Annotated in this window: 13 protein-coding genes; all 13 read right to left on the bottom strand. The window is 61.2% G+C overall.

From position 1 onward, the window contains the following. Positions 1–7: 7 nt before the first annotated feature. The 13 genes from bioD to ACFPM8_RS13700 all read right to left on the bottom strand — a co-directional run bounded on the left by bioD (position 8) and on the right by ACFPM8_RS13700 (position 15,408). Positions 8–730 carry a dethiobiotin synthase gene (bioD, locus tag ACFPM8_RS13760; RefSeq protein WP_378998127.1) on the bottom strand — a complete coding sequence of 241 codons (723 nt, stop codon included), beginning with the start codon at positions 728–730 and terminating at the stop codon, positions 8–10. Beyond that, a complete protein-coding gene (gene bioA / locus ACFPM8_RS13755; RefSeq protein WP_378998126.1) occupies positions 723–2,120 on the bottom strand; it encodes an adenosylmethionine--8-amino-7-oxononanoate transaminase in 1,398 nt (465 codons plus the stop codon). Before bioA ends, bioD begins: the two co-directional genes overlap by 8 nt. 146 nt (positions 2,121–2,266) lie before the next feature. Continuing rightward, positions 2,267–3,436: an 8-amino-7-oxononanoate synthase gene (gene bioF, locus ACFPM8_RS13750; protein ID WP_378998125.1), complete on the bottom strand. Its 1,170-nt coding sequence runs from the start codon at positions 3,434–3,436 to the stop codon at positions 2,267–2,269. Further along, positions 3,429–4,679, bottom strand: a complete 1,251-nt coding sequence (locus tag ACFPM8_RS13745; protein WP_378998124.1) for a cytochrome P450 — start codon at positions 4,677–4,679, stop codon at positions 3,429–3,431. Before ACFPM8_RS13745 ends, bioF begins: the two co-directional genes overlap by 8 nt. Before the next feature lie 62 nt (positions 4,680–4,741). After that, positions 4,742–5,527, bottom strand: a complete 786-nt coding sequence (locus tag ACFPM8_RS13740) for an enoyl-CoA hydratase/isomerase family protein (RefSeq protein ID WP_378998123.1) — start codon at positions 5,525–5,527, stop codon at positions 4,742–4,744. A 19-nt stretch (positions 5,528–5,546) separates the two neighbouring features. Further along, positions 5,547–7,169 (bottom strand): carboxyl transferase domain-containing protein, encoded by a 1,623-nt coding sequence (locus ACFPM8_RS13735; protein WP_378998122.1) that lies wholly within the window; start codon positions 7,167–7,169, stop codon positions 5,547–5,549. A gap of 51 nt (positions 7,170–7,220) precedes the next feature. Further along, on the bottom strand, positions 7,221–8,915 hold the full coding sequence (locus ACFPM8_RS13730) for an AMP-binding protein (protein WP_378998121.1): 1,695 nt from the start codon (positions 8,913–8,915) through the stop codon (positions 7,221–7,223). 150 nt (positions 8,916–9,065) lie between these two features. Further along, positions 9,066–9,464: a YchJ family protein gene (locus ACFPM8_RS13725; protein ID WP_378998120.1), complete on the bottom strand. Its 399-nt coding sequence runs from the start codon at positions 9,462–9,464 to the stop codon at positions 9,066–9,068. A gap of 7 nt (positions 9,465–9,471) precedes the next feature. After that, positions 9,472–10,077, bottom strand: a complete 606-nt coding sequence (locus ACFPM8_RS13720; protein ID WP_378998119.1) for a 2-hydroxychromene-2-carboxylate isomerase — start codon at positions 10,075–10,077, stop codon at positions 9,472–9,474. 143 nt (positions 10,078–10,220) lie between these two features. Next, positions 10,221–11,402: an acetyl-CoA C-acetyltransferase gene (locus ACFPM8_RS13715; protein ID WP_378998118.1), complete on the bottom strand. Its 1,182-nt coding sequence runs from the start codon at positions 11,400–11,402 to the stop codon at positions 10,221–10,223. Positions 11,403–11,486: 84 nt separating this feature from the next. Beyond that, positions 11,487–13,259 (bottom strand): bifunctional isocitrate dehydrogenase kinase/phosphatase, encoded by a 1,773-nt coding sequence (aceK, locus tag ACFPM8_RS13710; RefSeq protein ID WP_378998117.1) that lies wholly within the window; start codon positions 13,257–13,259, stop codon positions 11,487–11,489. Then, positions 13,256–14,209 carry a pyridoxal-phosphate dependent enzyme gene (locus ACFPM8_RS13705; protein ID WP_378998116.1) on the bottom strand — a complete coding sequence of 318 codons (954 nt, stop codon included), beginning with the start codon at positions 14,207–14,209 and terminating at the stop codon, positions 13,256–13,258. Before ACFPM8_RS13705 ends, aceK begins: the two co-directional genes overlap by 4 nt. A 14-nt stretch (positions 14,210–14,223) precedes the next feature. Next, entirely contained in the window at positions 14,224–15,408 is a 1,185-nt protein-coding gene (locus ACFPM8_RS13700) for an isovaleryl-CoA dehydrogenase (RefSeq protein WP_378998115.1), read from the bottom strand. Between the last annotated feature and the right edge of the window lie 17 nt (positions 15,409–15,425).

Here is a 15,425-nt window from a genome sequence, read left to right as displayed (position 1 = left end):
AATAAGGTTAAGAACGATTGCCGGCAGGCCAGCCCGGCAATCGCGAGAAATCGAGGTGGGCGGCAGCCGCAGCCGCCGTGCTATGCGCCAGGCGCGGAACGCGCCCCAACAACGGCGCGGCTATGCGGCTGCTCAGCGCTTCCAACGTGGCGTCGGCATTGAGCATGGTGGGATCGACCGTGTTGGCGACCCAGCCGGCCAAGTGCAAGCCGCGGGCGGCGATCGCCTCCACCGTCAGCAGCGCGTGGCTGATGCAGCCGAGCCGCAAGCCGACCACCAGCAGCACCGGCAGGCCGAGTTGCTGTGCCAGATCGGCGGTATCGTGATGGTCGTTCAGCGGCACGCGGAAACCGCCAACACCTTCGACCACCACAGCTTCGGCGACGGCAGCGATTTGCCGGTAGCAATCGAGGATGTACGACAACACGATCGGCCGGCCCTCTTGCGCTGCCGCGATATGCGGCGCGGTCGGTTGTTGCAGCAGGAACGGCGTCGCCAACGCCGGCGGCAGCAGGATGCTGGCTTGCGCCGCCAGCGCATCGGCATCTTCGTTATGCCAGACGCCGTCGCGCAGTTCGGCGCCGGCCGCCACCGGCTTCATGCCGGCCGTGCTGAGACCGGTACGGGTCAATGCATGCAGCAAGGCGCTGGCGACCAGCGTCTTGCCGATTTCGGTATCGGTGCCGGCCACGAAGTAGGCGGTCTTGGGCAAGTTAGGCATTTCAGTCATGCGCGATCACGCTTTCAAACACAGCGGCGGTGCGCGCGGCCAGCAAGTCTATTTCTTCGTCGTCGAGGATGAACGGCGGCATCAGGTAAACCGTCTTGCCGATCGGCCGCAGCAACAATTCGTGTTCCAGCGCGCTGCTGAAAAAACGCTGTGAAAATTTGGCCGCGGCGGCGCTGTTGTCGATCGCCGCATCGAACGCCCAGATCATGCCGCGCTGGCGGAAGTGGCGCACCTTCGGATGTTGCGCCAGCGGCGCCAGCGCTGCTGTCATGCGTTGCGCCCGCACCCGGTTGGCGTTGAGCACATCGTCCTCGTCGAAAATCGCCAGCGTCGCCAACGCAGCGCGGCACGCCAGCGGATTGCCGGTGTAGGAATGCGAGTGCAAAAAGCCGCGGCGCACATCGTGGTCGTAGAACGCCTGGTAAATGCTGTCGCGCGTCATCACCAGCGACAACGGCAGGTAGCCGCCGCTGATGCCCTTCGACAAGCACAGGAAATCGGGCCATATCGGCTGGGCTGTGGCGCCCTCTTCCGTGCCTTTTTCTGTAGCTTGCTCGGACGCGAAGAAGGTGCCGGTGCGGCCGCAGCCGACTGCGATTTCATCGAATATCAGATGCACTTTATAGCGGTCGCACAAGGCCCGCACTTCGCTCAGATACAGCGGATCATGCATCGCCATCCCGGTCGCGCATTGCACCAGCGGCTCGATGATGACGGCGGCGATATGGCTGGCGCGCTGCTGCAGCAGTTTTTCCAGCGAGGCGGCGGCGCGGTGGGCGACATCGGCCGCGCTCTCGCCATCGCGTGCGCCGCGCGCATCGGGCGCGGCCACCACGTGCGCTTGCCGCAGCAACGGGCCGTAGGCGTCGCGGAACAAGGCGACATCGGTGACCGCCAGCGCGCCCAGGGTCTCGCCGTGGTAGCTGCCTTTCAGGCAAACGAATTCCTGCTTGTCGCCATAGCCGGCATTGCGCCATGCATGGAAGCTCATCTTCAGTGCGATTTCGACCGCCGAGGCGCCGTCCGACGCATAGAAGCAATGTCCCAGCACGTTGCCGGTACGGGCCGCCAGCTGTTCCGACAGCTGTACCACCGGCTCGTGCGTGAAGCCGGCCAGCATCGCGTGTTCGAGCCGGTCCAGCTGGTCCTTCAGCGCGGCGTTGATGCGCGGATTGGCATGGCCGAACAGATTGACCCACCAGGAGCTGATCGCATCCAGATAGCGCTTGCCGTCGGCGTCATAGAGCCAGGCGCCGCGGCCGTGACTGACCGCCACCAGCGGTACCGTTTCATGTTGTTGCATTTGGGTGCATGGGTGCCAGACGCTGTGCAGGCTGCGTTTGACCATGTCCGATTGCCAGTCCGATGTTGCCGTCTTATTTGTTTTCATTGGTAGTGTCCTGAGTTATTAATTCGTTGAAGAATTAAATATGGCGAAATCGCCACAAGGCAAGGAACAAAACACAGCAAGGCTGGAGCCTTGCGCGTATTTGTGACGCAGTATTGGGGTGATTGTCGACATATTTATTCAACGAATTAGTAATTCAGGACACTAAGTTCCTGCAAGGCGTTGATCAATTGATCTATCTGTTCTGCACTGTGCGCCGCCGACAGCGAGATGCGCAAACGGGCAGTTCCCTTTGGTACGGTGGGCGGCCGGATCGCCGGCACCCAGATGCCGCGCGCGCGCAAGCCTTCCATCAGCGTCAGCGCCAGCTGGTTGTCTTCGACCACCAGCGCCTGCACCGGCGTCTCCGACGGCAGCAAGCGCCATGGCAAGTTTGCCAGCCCGGCGCGCAGGCGTGCGATCAACTGGCGCAGATGCTGCTGCCGCCAGTCTTCGGTTTGCAACAGTTTGAGCGTGGCCAGCAAGGCGCCGGCCAGCAACGGCGGGCTGGCGGTGGTGAAGATGTAGCTGCGCGCGGTTTGCAGCAACCACTCGATCAGCGTGGCGTCGCCGGCGACAAAAGCGCCGTACACGCCGGCCGCCTTGCCCAAGGTTCCCATATATAAAATCCGCGGCGAGGACAGACCGAAATGCGCCAGGCTGCCGCGTCCCTGCGGCCCCAGCACGCCGAAGCCGTGGGCATCGTCGACCAGCAGCCAGGCGTCGTATTTCTCGCACAAGGCCAGCAATTGCGGCAGCGGCGCGATGTCGCCGTCCATGCTGAACACGCCGTCGGTCGCGATCAGTTTGCGCGGGCTGGTATTTTTGGCCAGCAGCTGTTCCAGCCGGGCCACGTCGTTGTGCGGATAGATGCGGAATTCCGCGCCCGACAGCCGCGCCCCGTCGATCAGGCAAGCATGATTCAAGCGATCCGAAAACACCGTGTCGCCGGCGCCTACCAGCGCCGGGATGATGCCCATATTGGCCATGTAGCCGGTGGAAAAATGCAAGGCGCGCGGCATGCCGACGAATGCGGCCAACTCGGTTTCCAGCTCCTCGACCGCGCTGCTGTGGCCGCTGATCAATGCCGAGGCGCTGGCGCCGACGCCATAGGTGTCGAGCGCGGCATGAGCGGCGGCGATCAGCGCCGGGTGATTCGCCAGGCCCAGGTAATCGTTGCTGCAAAATGCCAGGTATTGCTTGCCGTCGAGCTTCAGCAGCGGGCCTTGCGGGCCGTCGACGGTGCGCCGCTGGCGCAGCAGGCGTTGCTCCTGCAACGTTGCCAGTTGGGCGCGGATGTCGTCGATCAGGTCAGGCATATAGCGCGTCCTCCGGCGTCTTGGCCGCGCTGGCCGGGTGCGCAAAGCGCAACGGCAATTGCTGCAGGCTGCGGTACACCGCGTTCTGGCCCCAGGCTTGGGTGTCGCTGACCAATTGCAATTGCGGCAAACGCTGCATCACGCTGCGCATCGCGATCTCCGCTTCCATATAAGTCAGCGTGGCGCCGATGCACACATGCGGGCCGTAGCCGAACGACAGATGCGCGCCTTCGTTGCGCGTGATGTCGAGCTGGTCGGGGGCGCTGAATTTGGCCGGATCGCGGTTGGCGGCGCCGATCAACGGAATCACCAGATCGCCTTTTTTCATCAGCTGGCCGTGCATCTCGACATCCACCTTCAGGCGGCGGCCGGTGTACTGCACCGGGCTGTCGAAACGCAGCAACTCCTTCAACGCCGACGGCAGCAAAGAAGGCGTCTGTTGCAAGGCTTGCCATTGCTGCGGATGTTGCAGCAATGCCAGGGTGCCGTTGCCCAGCAGGTTGCGGGTGGTTTCATGGCCGGCGAACAGCAGCGTGCAGCATTGCGCCAGCAATTCCTTGGTGGTGATGATGCCGCCGGCGGCTTCGGCCGCCAATAACTGGCTGACCAGGTCGTCGCCTGGCTGCTGGCGGCGTTGCGGCAGCAGTTCGCGGAAATACTCGTTCATCGCGATCAGGCTGGTTTGGGCGCGCCGGGCGATTTCCAGCGTCGGCGTCGGGCTGCCGATAAAGGCGGCGATGTCGTCCGACCAGGCGACAAAATCGGTGCGGTCGGCGGCAGCGATGCCCAGCATCGAAGCAATCACCAGCGCCGGCAGCGGACGGGCGAAGTCTTCCATAAAGTCAAACTGCGCCGGCGCATCCTTGGCCACAATGTTATCCAGCAAGCTGTCGACGATGGTCTGGATGCGCGGTGCCAGCGCCTGCAGCGCGGCCGGTTTGAAACCGGCATTCATCACTTGCCGCAAACGAGTGTGCTGGGCGCCATCGACGAACAGCAGCGAGCGCGAAAAAATCCGCTTGAATTCGCGCAGCTCGGTCAGCGCTTCGGGGCCGCTGCTGTTGGCCCAGCCGCCGGCGCGCCGCACCGTGAAGCGCGGATCGCGCAGCACGCTGGCGACATCGGCGTGGCCGGTCAGCAGCCAGGCGCCGCCGCAGAATTCCGGGCTCCAATGCAGGGCTCCGGCAGCACGCAATGCGTGGTAAGCCGGATACGGATCTTGCATGAATGCATCGTTAATCATTTGTCTATGAAGCAGTCCAAAAAGACGGAAAGAGCAGGATTGTATGTGATCGGGCGCTGTTGTTACGCCAACCAGGACGGTTTGCGCTTTTCCAGGAACGCCCGCACCCCTTCCCGTCCTTCCGCCGAGGCGCGGATTTGGGCGATGCCTTCCACCGTTTCGGCAATCAGCTCGGCCGTCAGCGGCTGGCCGGCGACTTCGCGCACCAGTTGCTTGGCCTGGCTCACGGCGTTCGGACTGGCTGCCAGCAAGGACTTCAGCAAGGCGTTGACGCTGGCGTCCAGGGTATCGGCGGCGACCATTTCATTTACCAGCCCGATGCGCTGCGCCTCTTGTGCGGAAAAGCGTTCGGCGGTAATGAAGTAGCGCCGCGCCGCCGACTCGCCGATGGCCTTGATCACATACGGCGAAATGGTGGCCGGGATCAGGCCGATCTTTACTTCCGACAGGCAGAAATTGGCGCTATCGACCGCGACCACGATATCGCAGGCGGCCACCAGTCCGATGCCGCCGGCGTAGCAATCGCCCTGCACTTTGGCGATTACCGGTTTCGGGCATTGATAAATGGCGTTCAGCATGGCCGCCAGCTGCGCGGCGTCGGCGCGGTTTTGCTCAGGCGTGTAGTCGGCCATCGCCTGCATCCAGTTGAGGTCGCCGCCGGCGCAAAATGCCGCGCCGTTGGCGGCCAGCACGATCGCCCGCACATCCTGTGCCGCGCCCAGTTCGGTGAAAGCCCGGTTCAGTTCGGCAATCGTGGTTTCATTGAAGGCGTTGCGCACTTCGGGACGATTCAACGTCACGGTGGCGATGGCGCCCTGGCGCTCCAGCAATAGTGTTTGGTAGCTCATGTTCGGTTTTTCCTTTGAATTACATTCTGAACACGCCGAACTTGGTGTCGGCAATCGGCGCATTCAGCGCCGCGCTCAAGCCCAGTCCCAGCACCATCCGGGTATCGGCCGGGTCGATCACGCCGTCATCCCACAGCCGGGCCGAGGCGTAATACGGGTGGCCTTGATGTTCATATTGATCGCGGATCGGGGCCTTGAAGGCTTCTTCCTCTTCGGCGCTCCAGCTGCCGCCCTTGGCTTCGATGCCGTCGCGCTTGACGGTCGCCAGCACGCCGGCTGCCTGTTCGCCGCCCATCACCGAAATCCGCGCGTTCGGCCACATCCACAGGAAACGCGGCGAGTAGGCGCGGCCGCACATGCCGTAGTTGCCGGCGCCGAAACTGCCGCCGATGATCACCGTCAGTTTCGGCACCGATGTGGTGGCGACCGCGGTCACCATCTTGGCGCCGTTGCGGGCGATGCCCTCGTTTTCATATTTGCGGCCGACCATGAAGCCGGTGATGTTTTGCAGGAACACCAGCGGGATTTTGCGTTGCGAGCACAACTCGATGAAATGGGTGCCCTTCAACGCCGCTTCCGAAAACAGGATGCCGTTGTTGGCGATGATGCCGACCGGCATGCCGAAGATGTGCGCAAAACCGCAAATCAGCGTGGTGCCGTAGCGCGCCTTGAATTCGTCGAATTCGCTGCCGTCGACAATCCGCGCAATCACTTCGCGGACGTCGAACGGCTTGCGGGTGTCGAGCGGGATCACGCCGTACAACTCGTGCGCCGGATATTTGGGTTCGACCACCGGCCGCAGCACCGGGCCTTCCGGTTTTTTGCGGTTCAGGTTGGAGACGATGGTGCGTGCCAGCGACAGCGCATGCAGGTCGTTTTGCGCCAGGTGATCGGCCACGCCCGAGAGCCGGGTGTGGACATCGCCGCCGCCCAGATCTTCGGCACTGACCACTTCGCCGGTGGCGGCTTTGACCAGCGGCGGACCGGCCAGGAAAATCGTGCCCTGGTTCTTGACGATGATCGATTCGTCGCTCATCGCCGGCACATAGGCGCCGCCGGCGGTGCACGAACCCATCACCACGGCGATTTGCGGAATGCCTTTGGCCGACAGGTTGGCCTGGTTGTAAAAGATGCGGCCGAAATGGTCGCGGTCGGGAAACACTTCATCCTGGTTCGGCAGATTGGCGCCGCCGCTATCGACCAGGTAAATGCAGGGCAGATTGTTTTGCTCGGCGACTTCCTGCGCCCGCAAATGTTTTTTGACGCTCAGCGGATAGTAGGTGCCGCCCTTGACGGTGGCGTCGTTGCAGACGATCACGCATTCCTGGCCGGCGATGCGGCCGATGCCGGTGATGACACCGGCCGCCGGCGCGGCATCGCTGCCGTCCTTGTCCTTGTAGACGCGATAGGCGGCCAGTTGCGAAAATTCCAGGAAGGGCGTGCCCGGATCGAGCAGCAGCTGGACCCGGTCGCGCGGCAGCAATTTGCCGCGTGCGACGTGCTTGTGGCTGGCCGCCGGTCCGCCGCCTTCGGCGATCTGCGCCACCTTTTGACGCAGGTCGTCGACCAGCAAATTGAGTGCGCTGGCATTTTGCTGGAATTCTTCACTACGCGGATTGAGTTTGCTGTGCAGTTGCGGCATTTGTTTGTCCCTTTTGTTTGGTTTTTGTCGCTTGTGGTTTTAGTGAAACCCTTAGGCGGTATGAATATCGGATAACTTCAATTCTTTTTGCATTGCTTCGCGGATCTTGAATTTCTGGATCTTGCCGGTCACCGTCATCGGGAACGCATCGACAAAGCGGATGTAGCGCGGCACTTTGTAATGGGCGATCTGGCCTTTGCAAAATTCGCGCAACGCTTCGTCGTTCAGCGTCTGACCGGGGCGCAAGATAATCCACGCGCACAATTCCTCGCCGTATTTCGGGTCGGGCACGCCGACCACTTGCACGTCCTGGATCGCCGGGTGCCGGTACAGGAATTCTTCGATCTCGCGCGGATAAATGTTTTCTCCGCCGCGGATCACCAGATCCTTGATGCGGCCGACGATGTTGACGTAGCCTTCGCCATCCATCGTCGCCAGGTCGCCGGTATGCATCCAGCCGTCGGCGTCGATCGCTTCACGCGTCTTTTCTTCGTCGCCCCAGTAACCGTGCATCACTGAATAGCCGTGCGTGCACAATTCGCCGGTGCTGCCGATCGGCACGATCTGGCCGCTGTCGGCATCGACGATTTTGACTTGCAGATGCGGGTGCACCCGGCCCACGGTCGAGACGCGTTTATCGAGCGGCGTATCGGTCATGCTCTGACAACTGACCGGGCTGGTTTCGGTCATGCCGTAGGCGATCGTGATTTGTTCCAGGTGCATATCGCGCACCACCCGTTTCATCACCTCGATCGGGCACGGCGAGCCGGCCATGATGCCGGTGCGCAGCGACGACAGGTCGAACTCTGCAAAGCGCGGATGGTCCAGTTCGGCGATGAACATGGTCGGCACGCCGTGCAGGCCGGTACAACGTTCTTCCTGCACCGCCTGCAAAATCGAGAGCGGCTCGAAACCGTCGTTCGGATAAACAATCGTCGCGCCGTGCGTCAGGCAGGCCAGGTTGCCGAGCACCATGCCGAAGCAGTGATACAGCGGCACCGGAATGCACAGCTTGTCCTGCGCCGTCAGCCGCATCGCTTCGCCGATAAAAAAGCCGTTGTTGAGGATATTGCGATGGGTCAGCGTCGCCCCTTTCGGGAAGCCGGTGGTGCCGCTGGTGAACTGGATATTGATCGGATCGTTGGCGCTCAAGCTTGCGGCCAGTTGCGTCAATTGCGCATCGTCGGCGTCGCCGCTCGCCATCAGATCGTCGAAGCGCAGCATGCCCGCCACCGGTTGCGTACCGAGCTGAATCACCGCTTGCAGCTGCGGCAGGCGGGCCGCCTGCAAGCTGCCCGGCGTGCAATGTTGCAGCTCCGGCGCCAGCGTGCGGATCATCTCCAGGTAGTCGCTGCTCTTGTAACTGGGCATCGCGATCAAGGCCTTGCAGCCGACCTTATTGAGCGCGTATTCGAGCTCGCTCAGACGATAGGCTGGATTGATGTTGACCAGGACGATGCCGGTGTAGGCGGTCGCCAGTTGGGTCAACAGCCACTCGGCATTGTTATGCGACCAGATGCCGATGCGGTCGCCGCGTTGTATTCCTAATTTGAGAAAAGCGCTGGCGAGTTGCTTCGCTTGGCGCTGCAGCTGTCGATAGCTCAGCCGTATGTTTTGATGGCGCGAAACCAGCGCTTCATTGTCCGGCACCTGGTTCACCATTGAGTCGAAGAACTGATCTATGGTTTGTTCGATCAGCGGCGTGTCCTGGCTGCCGCGGTCGATGCTCGAAATCAATTGCGTCATAGTGTTGTCTCCTATTAGCCCTGTTGATGCTTTCCGCAATTCTTTTCTTTGTAATTGGTACGTCTTATATCTAGTCAGTTGGGGACAGAGTAATTCGCCGCGCTACGGCGGCTCTTAAACTCTGTCCCGCAATTATTTTCATCTGGCTTTTTATTTTTCAGGGAAACTGCCATCGACATAAAACCAGCGGCCGCCGTCGCTTCCTTCGCGCACAAACCGACTCAGTTCATGCAGCCGATGAGCGCGACCGCCCACTTTGTAGCGTGCGACAAATTCCACCGTGGCGCTGTCGCCGTCGGCTTGATGGCCGCGTATTTCCAGCCCCAGCCACTTCAGGTCCGGCTCGGCCGTGATCGCTTCGCTCGGACGGGTGCTCGGGTGCCAGGTCGCTTGCAGATACTCGCCCTGGCCCAGCACGTAAGCGCTGTAACGCGAGCGCATCAGCGCCAGCGCGGTCGGGGCGGCAGCGCCGGCGTGGTAGCGGCCGCAGCATTCCGCGTACTTGCCGCCGCCGCAGGGGCAGTCCGGTTGTTGGACGGGCTTTGCCATTTTCGATTTAAATCTTGCCGTCGCGCAGGAAGGCGTCCAGTTGATCGAAGCGGTCGAAACCCCAGAACGATTCGCCGTCGACAATCACGAACGGCGAGCCGAACACGCCGCGCGCCATCGCCAGGTCGACTTCCGCTTTCAACTGGTTTTTGATCGGCAGGCTGTTGATGCCATCGGCCAGGCCGGTGGTGTCGATATTGGCTTGCTGGGCAATCTCGACCAAGCGCATCGGTTCGCCGATATTGATGCCGTCGACAAAATAGGCGGTGTAAATCCGCTTGGCGAGCTGGCTCGCCTTGTCCGCGCCCTGTTTGCTGCGGACCCACAGTACGGCGCGCGCTGCCGCCTGGGTCGGGATCGGGAAGGCCTCCGGCCGCCGGTACGGGATGCGATGAAAGCGTGCGCTGCGTTCAAAGTCGTGAAACGCGTAATCGCCCTTCATTGGCACCTCGGTCAACGGCGTCGAGCCGGTGGTCTTGAATACGGGGCCCAACAGGATAGGATGCCATTCGACATCGCGATCGTATTTGGCCGCCAGCTGTTCAATATGGGTAGCAGCAAAATAGCCGTACGGGGATGAAAAATCAAAATAGAAGTCGATTGCTGCTGCCATCTGAATTGCCCTGTTTAATGGAGTGAAACCTGTCCTGACAAACTGCCAAAACAGGGTCAGCGTTCTTTCGCGCGATGCTGAGTAAAACTGCTGCGAAAGAACGCTGACCGAGTACTGCTTGATGTTTCCTGGTGCGACCGGGATTACATCAGTTCGATCGCCAGCGCGGTCGCTTCACCGCCGCCGATGCACAGCGATGCCACACCGCGTTTGCCGCCGGTCTTCTTCAATGCGCCGATCAAGGTGACGACGATGCGGGCGCCGGACGCGCCGATCGGGTGGCCCAAGGCGCAAGCGCCGCCGTGAATGTTGACCTTCTCGTGCGGGATGCCGTGCTCTTTCATGGCGGCCATCGGCACTGCTGCGAACGCTTCGTTGATTTCGAACAGGTCGACGTCGCCAGCGCTCCAGCCGGTCTTTTTGAACACTTTGTCGATCGCGCCGACCGGTGCGGTGGTGAACCATTCCGGCTCTTGCGAATGACGGGCGTGAGCGACGATCTTGGCGAGCGGGGTGCAACCCAGTTTCTTGGCGGTCGATTCGCGCATGATGACCAGTGCGGCGGCGCCGTCGTTGATCGAGGACGAGGAGGCAGCGGTGATGGTGCCGTCTTTCTTGAACGCCGCTTTCAGTGTCGGGATTTTTTCGACCTTGGCTTTTTGCGGGCCTTCGTCTTTTTCGATCACGACATCGCCGGCGCGGGTGGCGACGGTGACCGGCGCGATTTCCCATTTAAACGAACCGTCGGCGGTGGCTTCCTGGGCGCGCTTGACCGAGCTGATTGCAAACGCATCCTGGTCGGCGCGGCTGAACTGGTACTTGGCGGCGCAATCTTCGCCGAAGGTGCCCATCGCACGGCCTTTGTCGTAAGCGTCTTCCAGGCCGTCCAGCATCATGTGGTCGTAAATCGTGGCGTGGCCGATGCGATAGCCGCCGCGTCCCTTCGGGATCAGGTACGGCGCTTGCGACATCGACTCCATGCCGCCGGCGACCACTACTTCATTGGTTCCGGCCAGGATCGAATCGTAGGCGAAGATGGTGGCCTGCATGGCCGAACCGCACATCTTCGACAAGGTGACTGCGCCTGCCGACACTGGAATGCCGGCCTTGATCGCGGCCTGGCGTGCCGGCGCCTGACCTTGACCGGCCATCAGGCAGTTGCCGAACAAAACTTCCTGCACTTGGTCCGGTTGCAGACCGGCGCGCTCCAGCGCAGCCTTGATCGCGACCGCGCCCAGGTCGCTGGCGGATACGTTGGCAAAATCCCCTTGAAGCGCACCCATTGGCGTACGCGCTGCACCGACGATAACAATTGGGTCATTCATGTTGCTTCTCCAGATTAGGGCAGCTGATGCTGCCGGTTTATGAAAAATACTACCCATACATTCACTACAGATCTTCAACAGGCTCTATAAGCATGTTTTAAAACGACATTCCTGCGGATACGGAAAAACGTCGTCGAAATGTCCTTCAAGTATGTGTTGTTTGCGTTGCTGCCAATACTGCTGCGTTAATAAATCGGCGTGGTGCTTGATAAAGTATTTTTTGACGTTCTGATTACCGAGAAGAAATGTGCCGAACTGTTCCGGGAACACATCGTTTTTTGCCACCGGATACCAGGGTTCGGCGGCCATCTCCTCTTCCTCATTGTGCGGCTGCGGAATCGTGCGGAAATTACAATCTGTAATGTATTCGATTTCATCATAGTCGTAAAATACGACGCGTTTATGACGCGTGACGCCGAAGTTTTTATACAGCATGTCGCCCGGAAAGATATTCGCAGCGACCAGTTCCTTGATGGCATTGCCGTATTCGACGACGCCATGTTCCAGCGCCACCTGGTCGTCGTTTTTCTCGGCATTGCTCAGATAAATGTTGAGCGGCATCATGCGCCGTTCGATATACAGATGGCGGATGATGACCTCGTCGCCGTCTTCTTCGACCACCGATGGCGCCACCTGCTTCAGCTCGGCCAGCAGCGCGTCGGAGAAGCGCGCGCGCGGGAAAGCGACGCTGGAATACTCCAGCGTATCGGCCATGCGGCCGACCCGGTCGTGATTTTTGACCAGCTGGTATTTTTCCTTGACCAAGGCCTTGGTGGTGTCTTTCGGCGCCGGGAAATAATCCTTGATGACCTTGAACACATACGGAAACGACGGCAGCGCAAATACCAGCATCACCAGTCCGCGGATGCCGGGCGCGATTTCGAAATGGTCGGAGGAATGCCGCAGATGGCGCAGGAAGTCGCGATAGAACAGCGCCTTGCCTAGTTTCTGCAAACCCAGGATGGTGTAGATTTCGCTGCGCGGTTTGTTCGGCAACAGGCTGCGCAGGAACTGCACGTAGGCCGACGGCACTTCCATGTCGACCATGAAATAGGCGCGCGTAAACGAGAACAATATCGCCAGCACCTTGCTGTCGAACAGCACCGCATCCAGCACCAGCTCGCCGTGGCGGTTATGCAGGATAGGCACCACGAACGGATGTTCGTGCGGGCCGTTGATGATCTTGCCGACCATGTACGCGCCCTTGTTGCGGTAAAACAGATTCGATAGCACCTGCACCTGGTGATTCGGCTCCAGCGGCGCGTGGCCGAACACTTGGCGGATGCGGCGCTCGACCTGCGCGACATCGCGGTCGAGGTCGGCGAACGGGCGCTGCAACTGGAAATTGGTGATCAGGCGCTTGATGGTGTAATGCACGCCGTCGCTGGCCGGGTAATACACGCGATAAGTCGGCTGCGCTTCGTCGGTGTCCAGGTACTCGGTCGATACCGCCGGCCGCACGAAAATGAAATCGTTATGAAAATAAGTGCGATGCAAAATCTTGCAGCACACAGAATTGAAAAAAGTCTCGGCCAGTTCCGGCTGCTTGTGATGGGTCAGCAAGCCGATGTAATGCAGTTTGACCTCGCGCCAGACCTCGTCGGTCAGGTCGCTTTCATCGTATTCGTCCTCCAGCACCGCGACGCATTCCTCGACTCGGGCGTCATAAAAGCCGATTCGCTCGCGGGCGGCGATCTGGGCCGTGCCCCAGTCGGCATCTTCGAAATGCTGCTTGGCCAATTGGCTGGCTGCGCGAAACAGCCGGTAATGCTTGTCGAACCCGTCCAGGATCGTGCGCGCAGTATCGAAGGCGATCTGCGACGACAGCAATTTAGGAAATTGGACCGGGTTACTCACAATGAAAACTGTTCCTTCCAGGCCGCCAGCGCCGCCAGACTGACGCCGATGCCGCCGCACACCACGATCAGCGGCCGCTTGCAGGCTGCCAGCACCGGCAGGTTTTGATAAGCCACCGCGAGCGCCGCGCCGCAGGCCGGCTCGACCAGGGTCCGCATATCATCCGCAAACGCCAGGCAGGCCGCGACCGCCTGCGCATCGCTGACGGTCACGCACTGCACCGGGTGACGCCGGGTCCAGTCGAACGCCTGCTGCGCCACGCGCCGCGCGCCGAGGGTGGAGGCGATCGAGGTGATGGCGGGCAGCGTCACCAGTTCGCCCGCTTGCACCGCGGCATGCAGCGACGCCGCGCCTTCAGTTTCCGCTACGATCAACGGCACTTGCGCCAGACCGTTGCGGTGCATGCCGGTCAATATGCCGCTCAGTAAACCGCCGCCGCCGGCCGAGCAAATCACGGCGTCGAATTCGACGCCCAGCTCCCTGCCCTGCGCCACCGCTTCGTCGATCAAGGTGGCGTTGCCTTCCCAGATATCGGGATGGTCGAACGGCGGGATATAGACAGTGCCCGGCTGCGCGCACAAGCGCAGCGCTTCTTGATTGGCCTCGTCCCAAACGCTGCCGTGGACGATCACCTCGGCGCCGATTTCGCGGATGCGGCGACAGACTGCGGCCGAGGTGGTGCTAGGTACCAGGATGGTGGTTTTGACGCCCAGCGCGGCGCCGGCAAACGCCGCCGCAAAACCTGCATTGCCGCCCGACGGACAGACCAGATGGCGAGCGCCGTCAGCCACTGCGCGCTGGCATAGCAAGCCGATCCCGCGCAGCTTGAAGGAGCCGGCCGGCTGCATGTTTTCCATCTTCAGCCAGACTTGCCGCGCCAGCGCCGCCGACAATTGCGGATGCGCCAGCAGCGCGGTTTGGATATGCAATGCAGGCATTGATGCAGACATATGCGTCGCGCCTGTTATCGCGTTTCGGCGAACAATTCGCGGCCGATCAGCATGCGCCGGATTTCGCTGGTGCCGGCGCCGATTTCATACAGCTTGGCGTCGCGCCACAAGCGTCCGACCGGATACTCGTTGATGTAGCCGTTGCCGCCCAGCGCCTGGATCGCTTCGCCCGCCATCCAGGTGGCTTTTTCAGCCGCGTACAGAATCGCCCCGGCCGCGTCCTTGCGCAGCGCCCGGGCCGCTTCCGGCGTCTTGGCGCGGTCGCAAGCCTGGCCCACTGCGTACACATAGGCTTTGCAGGCCATCATGGTCGAATACATATCGGCCAGTTTGCCCTGCATCAGCTGGAATTCGCCAATCGGCTGGCCGAACTGCTTGCGGTCGTGAACGTAAGGCACCACCACATCCATACAGGCCTGCATGATGCCGAGCGAGCCGCCGGACAGCACGCTGCGCTCGTAGTCCAGACCGGACATCAGCACGTTGACGCCCTGGCCCAGTCCGCCCAGCACGTTTTCAGCCGGCACTTCGCAGTCCTGGAACACCAGCTCGCCGGTATGCGAACCGCGCATGCCGAGTTTGTCGAGTTTTTGCGCGACGCTGAATCCCTTGAAGTTCTTTTCGATCAGGAACGCGGTCATGCCGCGCGCGCCGGCTTCGATGTCGTTCTTGGCGTACACCACCAGCACATCGGCGTCGGGACCGTTGGTGATCCACATTTTGGTGCCGTTCAACACCCAGCGGTCGCCCTTGAATTCGGCCCGCAATTTCATGCTGACCACGTCGGAGCCGGCGTTCGGCTCGGACATCGCCAACGCGCCGACGTGGTCGCCGGAAATCAGCTTGGGCAGGTATTTGGCTTTTTGTTCGGCCGTGCCGTTGCGGGAAATCTGGTTGACGCACAGATTGGAGTGGGCGCCGTAAGAAAGGCCGACCGAGGCCGAGGCGCGGGAAATTTCTTCCATCGCGATGATGTGGGCCAGGTAACCGAGGCCGCTGCCGCCGTATTGTTCATCGGCGGTAATCCCGAGCAAGCCGAGGTCGCCCATTTTTTTCCATAAATCCATCGGGAACTGGTCGCTGCGGTCTATCTCTGCGGCGCGCGGCGCGATTTCCGCGGCGGCAAATTCTTGAACAGCGCCGCGTAAGGCGGCGATATCCTCGCCGTGATCGAAGCTCAAACCGGGTAAGTGGACCATCTTGTCATCCTCCGTAG

It is taken from the genome of Paraherbaspirillum soli, from assembly GCF_042654985.1.
In the GTDB taxonomy this organism is placed as follows: domain Bacteria; phylum Pseudomonadota; class Gammaproteobacteria; order Burkholderiales; family Burkholderiaceae_D; genus Paraherbaspirillum; species Paraherbaspirillum soli.
The sequence above is the reverse complement of the archived record's forward strand: the minus strand, read 5'-3'. Positions and strand labels throughout refer to the sequence as shown.

Bases quoted from the DNA above. Each gene is read 5' to 3' on its own strand.
- bioF (WP_378998125.1), bottom strand. From the start codon at position 3,436: ATGCCTGACCTGATCGACGACATCCGCGCCCAACTGGCAACGTTGCAG.
- ACFPM8_RS13715 (WP_378998118.1), bottom strand. From the start codon at position 11,402: ATGAATGACCCAATTGTTATCGTCGGTGCAGCGCGTACGCCAATGGGT.
- bioD (WP_378998127.1), bottom strand. From the start codon at position 730: ATGACTGAAATGCCTAACTTGCCCAAGACCGCCTACTTCGTGGCCGGC.
- ACFPM8_RS13725 (WP_378998120.1), bottom strand. From the start codon at position 9,464: ATGGCAAAGCCCGTCCAACAACCGGACTGCCCCTGCGGCGGCGGCAAG.
- ACFPM8_RS13735 (WP_378998122.1), bottom strand. From the start codon at position 7,169: ATGCCGCAACTGCACAGCAAACTCAATCCGCGTAGTGAAGAATTCCAG.
- ACFPM8_RS13720 (WP_378998119.1), bottom strand. From the start codon at position 10,077: ATGGCAGCAGCAATCGACTTCTATTTTGATTTTTCATCCCCGTACGGC.
- ACFPM8_RS13730 (WP_378998121.1), bottom strand. From the start codon at position 8,915: ATGACGCAATTGATTTCGAGCATCGACCGCGGCAGCCAGGACACGCCG.
- bioA (WP_378998126.1), bottom strand. From the start codon at position 2,120: ATGAAAACAAATAAGACGGCAACATCGGACTGGCAATCGGACATGGTC.
- ACFPM8_RS13745 (WP_378998124.1), bottom strand. From the start codon at position 4,679: ATGATTAACGATGCATTCATGCAAGATCCGTATCCGGCTTACCACGCA.
- ACFPM8_RS13740 (WP_378998123.1), bottom strand. From the start codon at position 5,527: ATGAGCTACCAAACACTATTGCTGGAGCGCCAGGGCGCCATCGCCACC.
- ACFPM8_RS13700 (WP_378998115.1), bottom strand. From the start codon at position 15,408: ATGGTCCACTTACCCGGTTTGAGCTTCGATCACGGCGAGGATATCGCC.
- ACFPM8_RS13705 (WP_378998116.1), bottom strand. From the start codon at position 14,209: ATGTCTGCATCAATGCCTGCATTGCATATCCAAACCGCGCTGCTGGCG.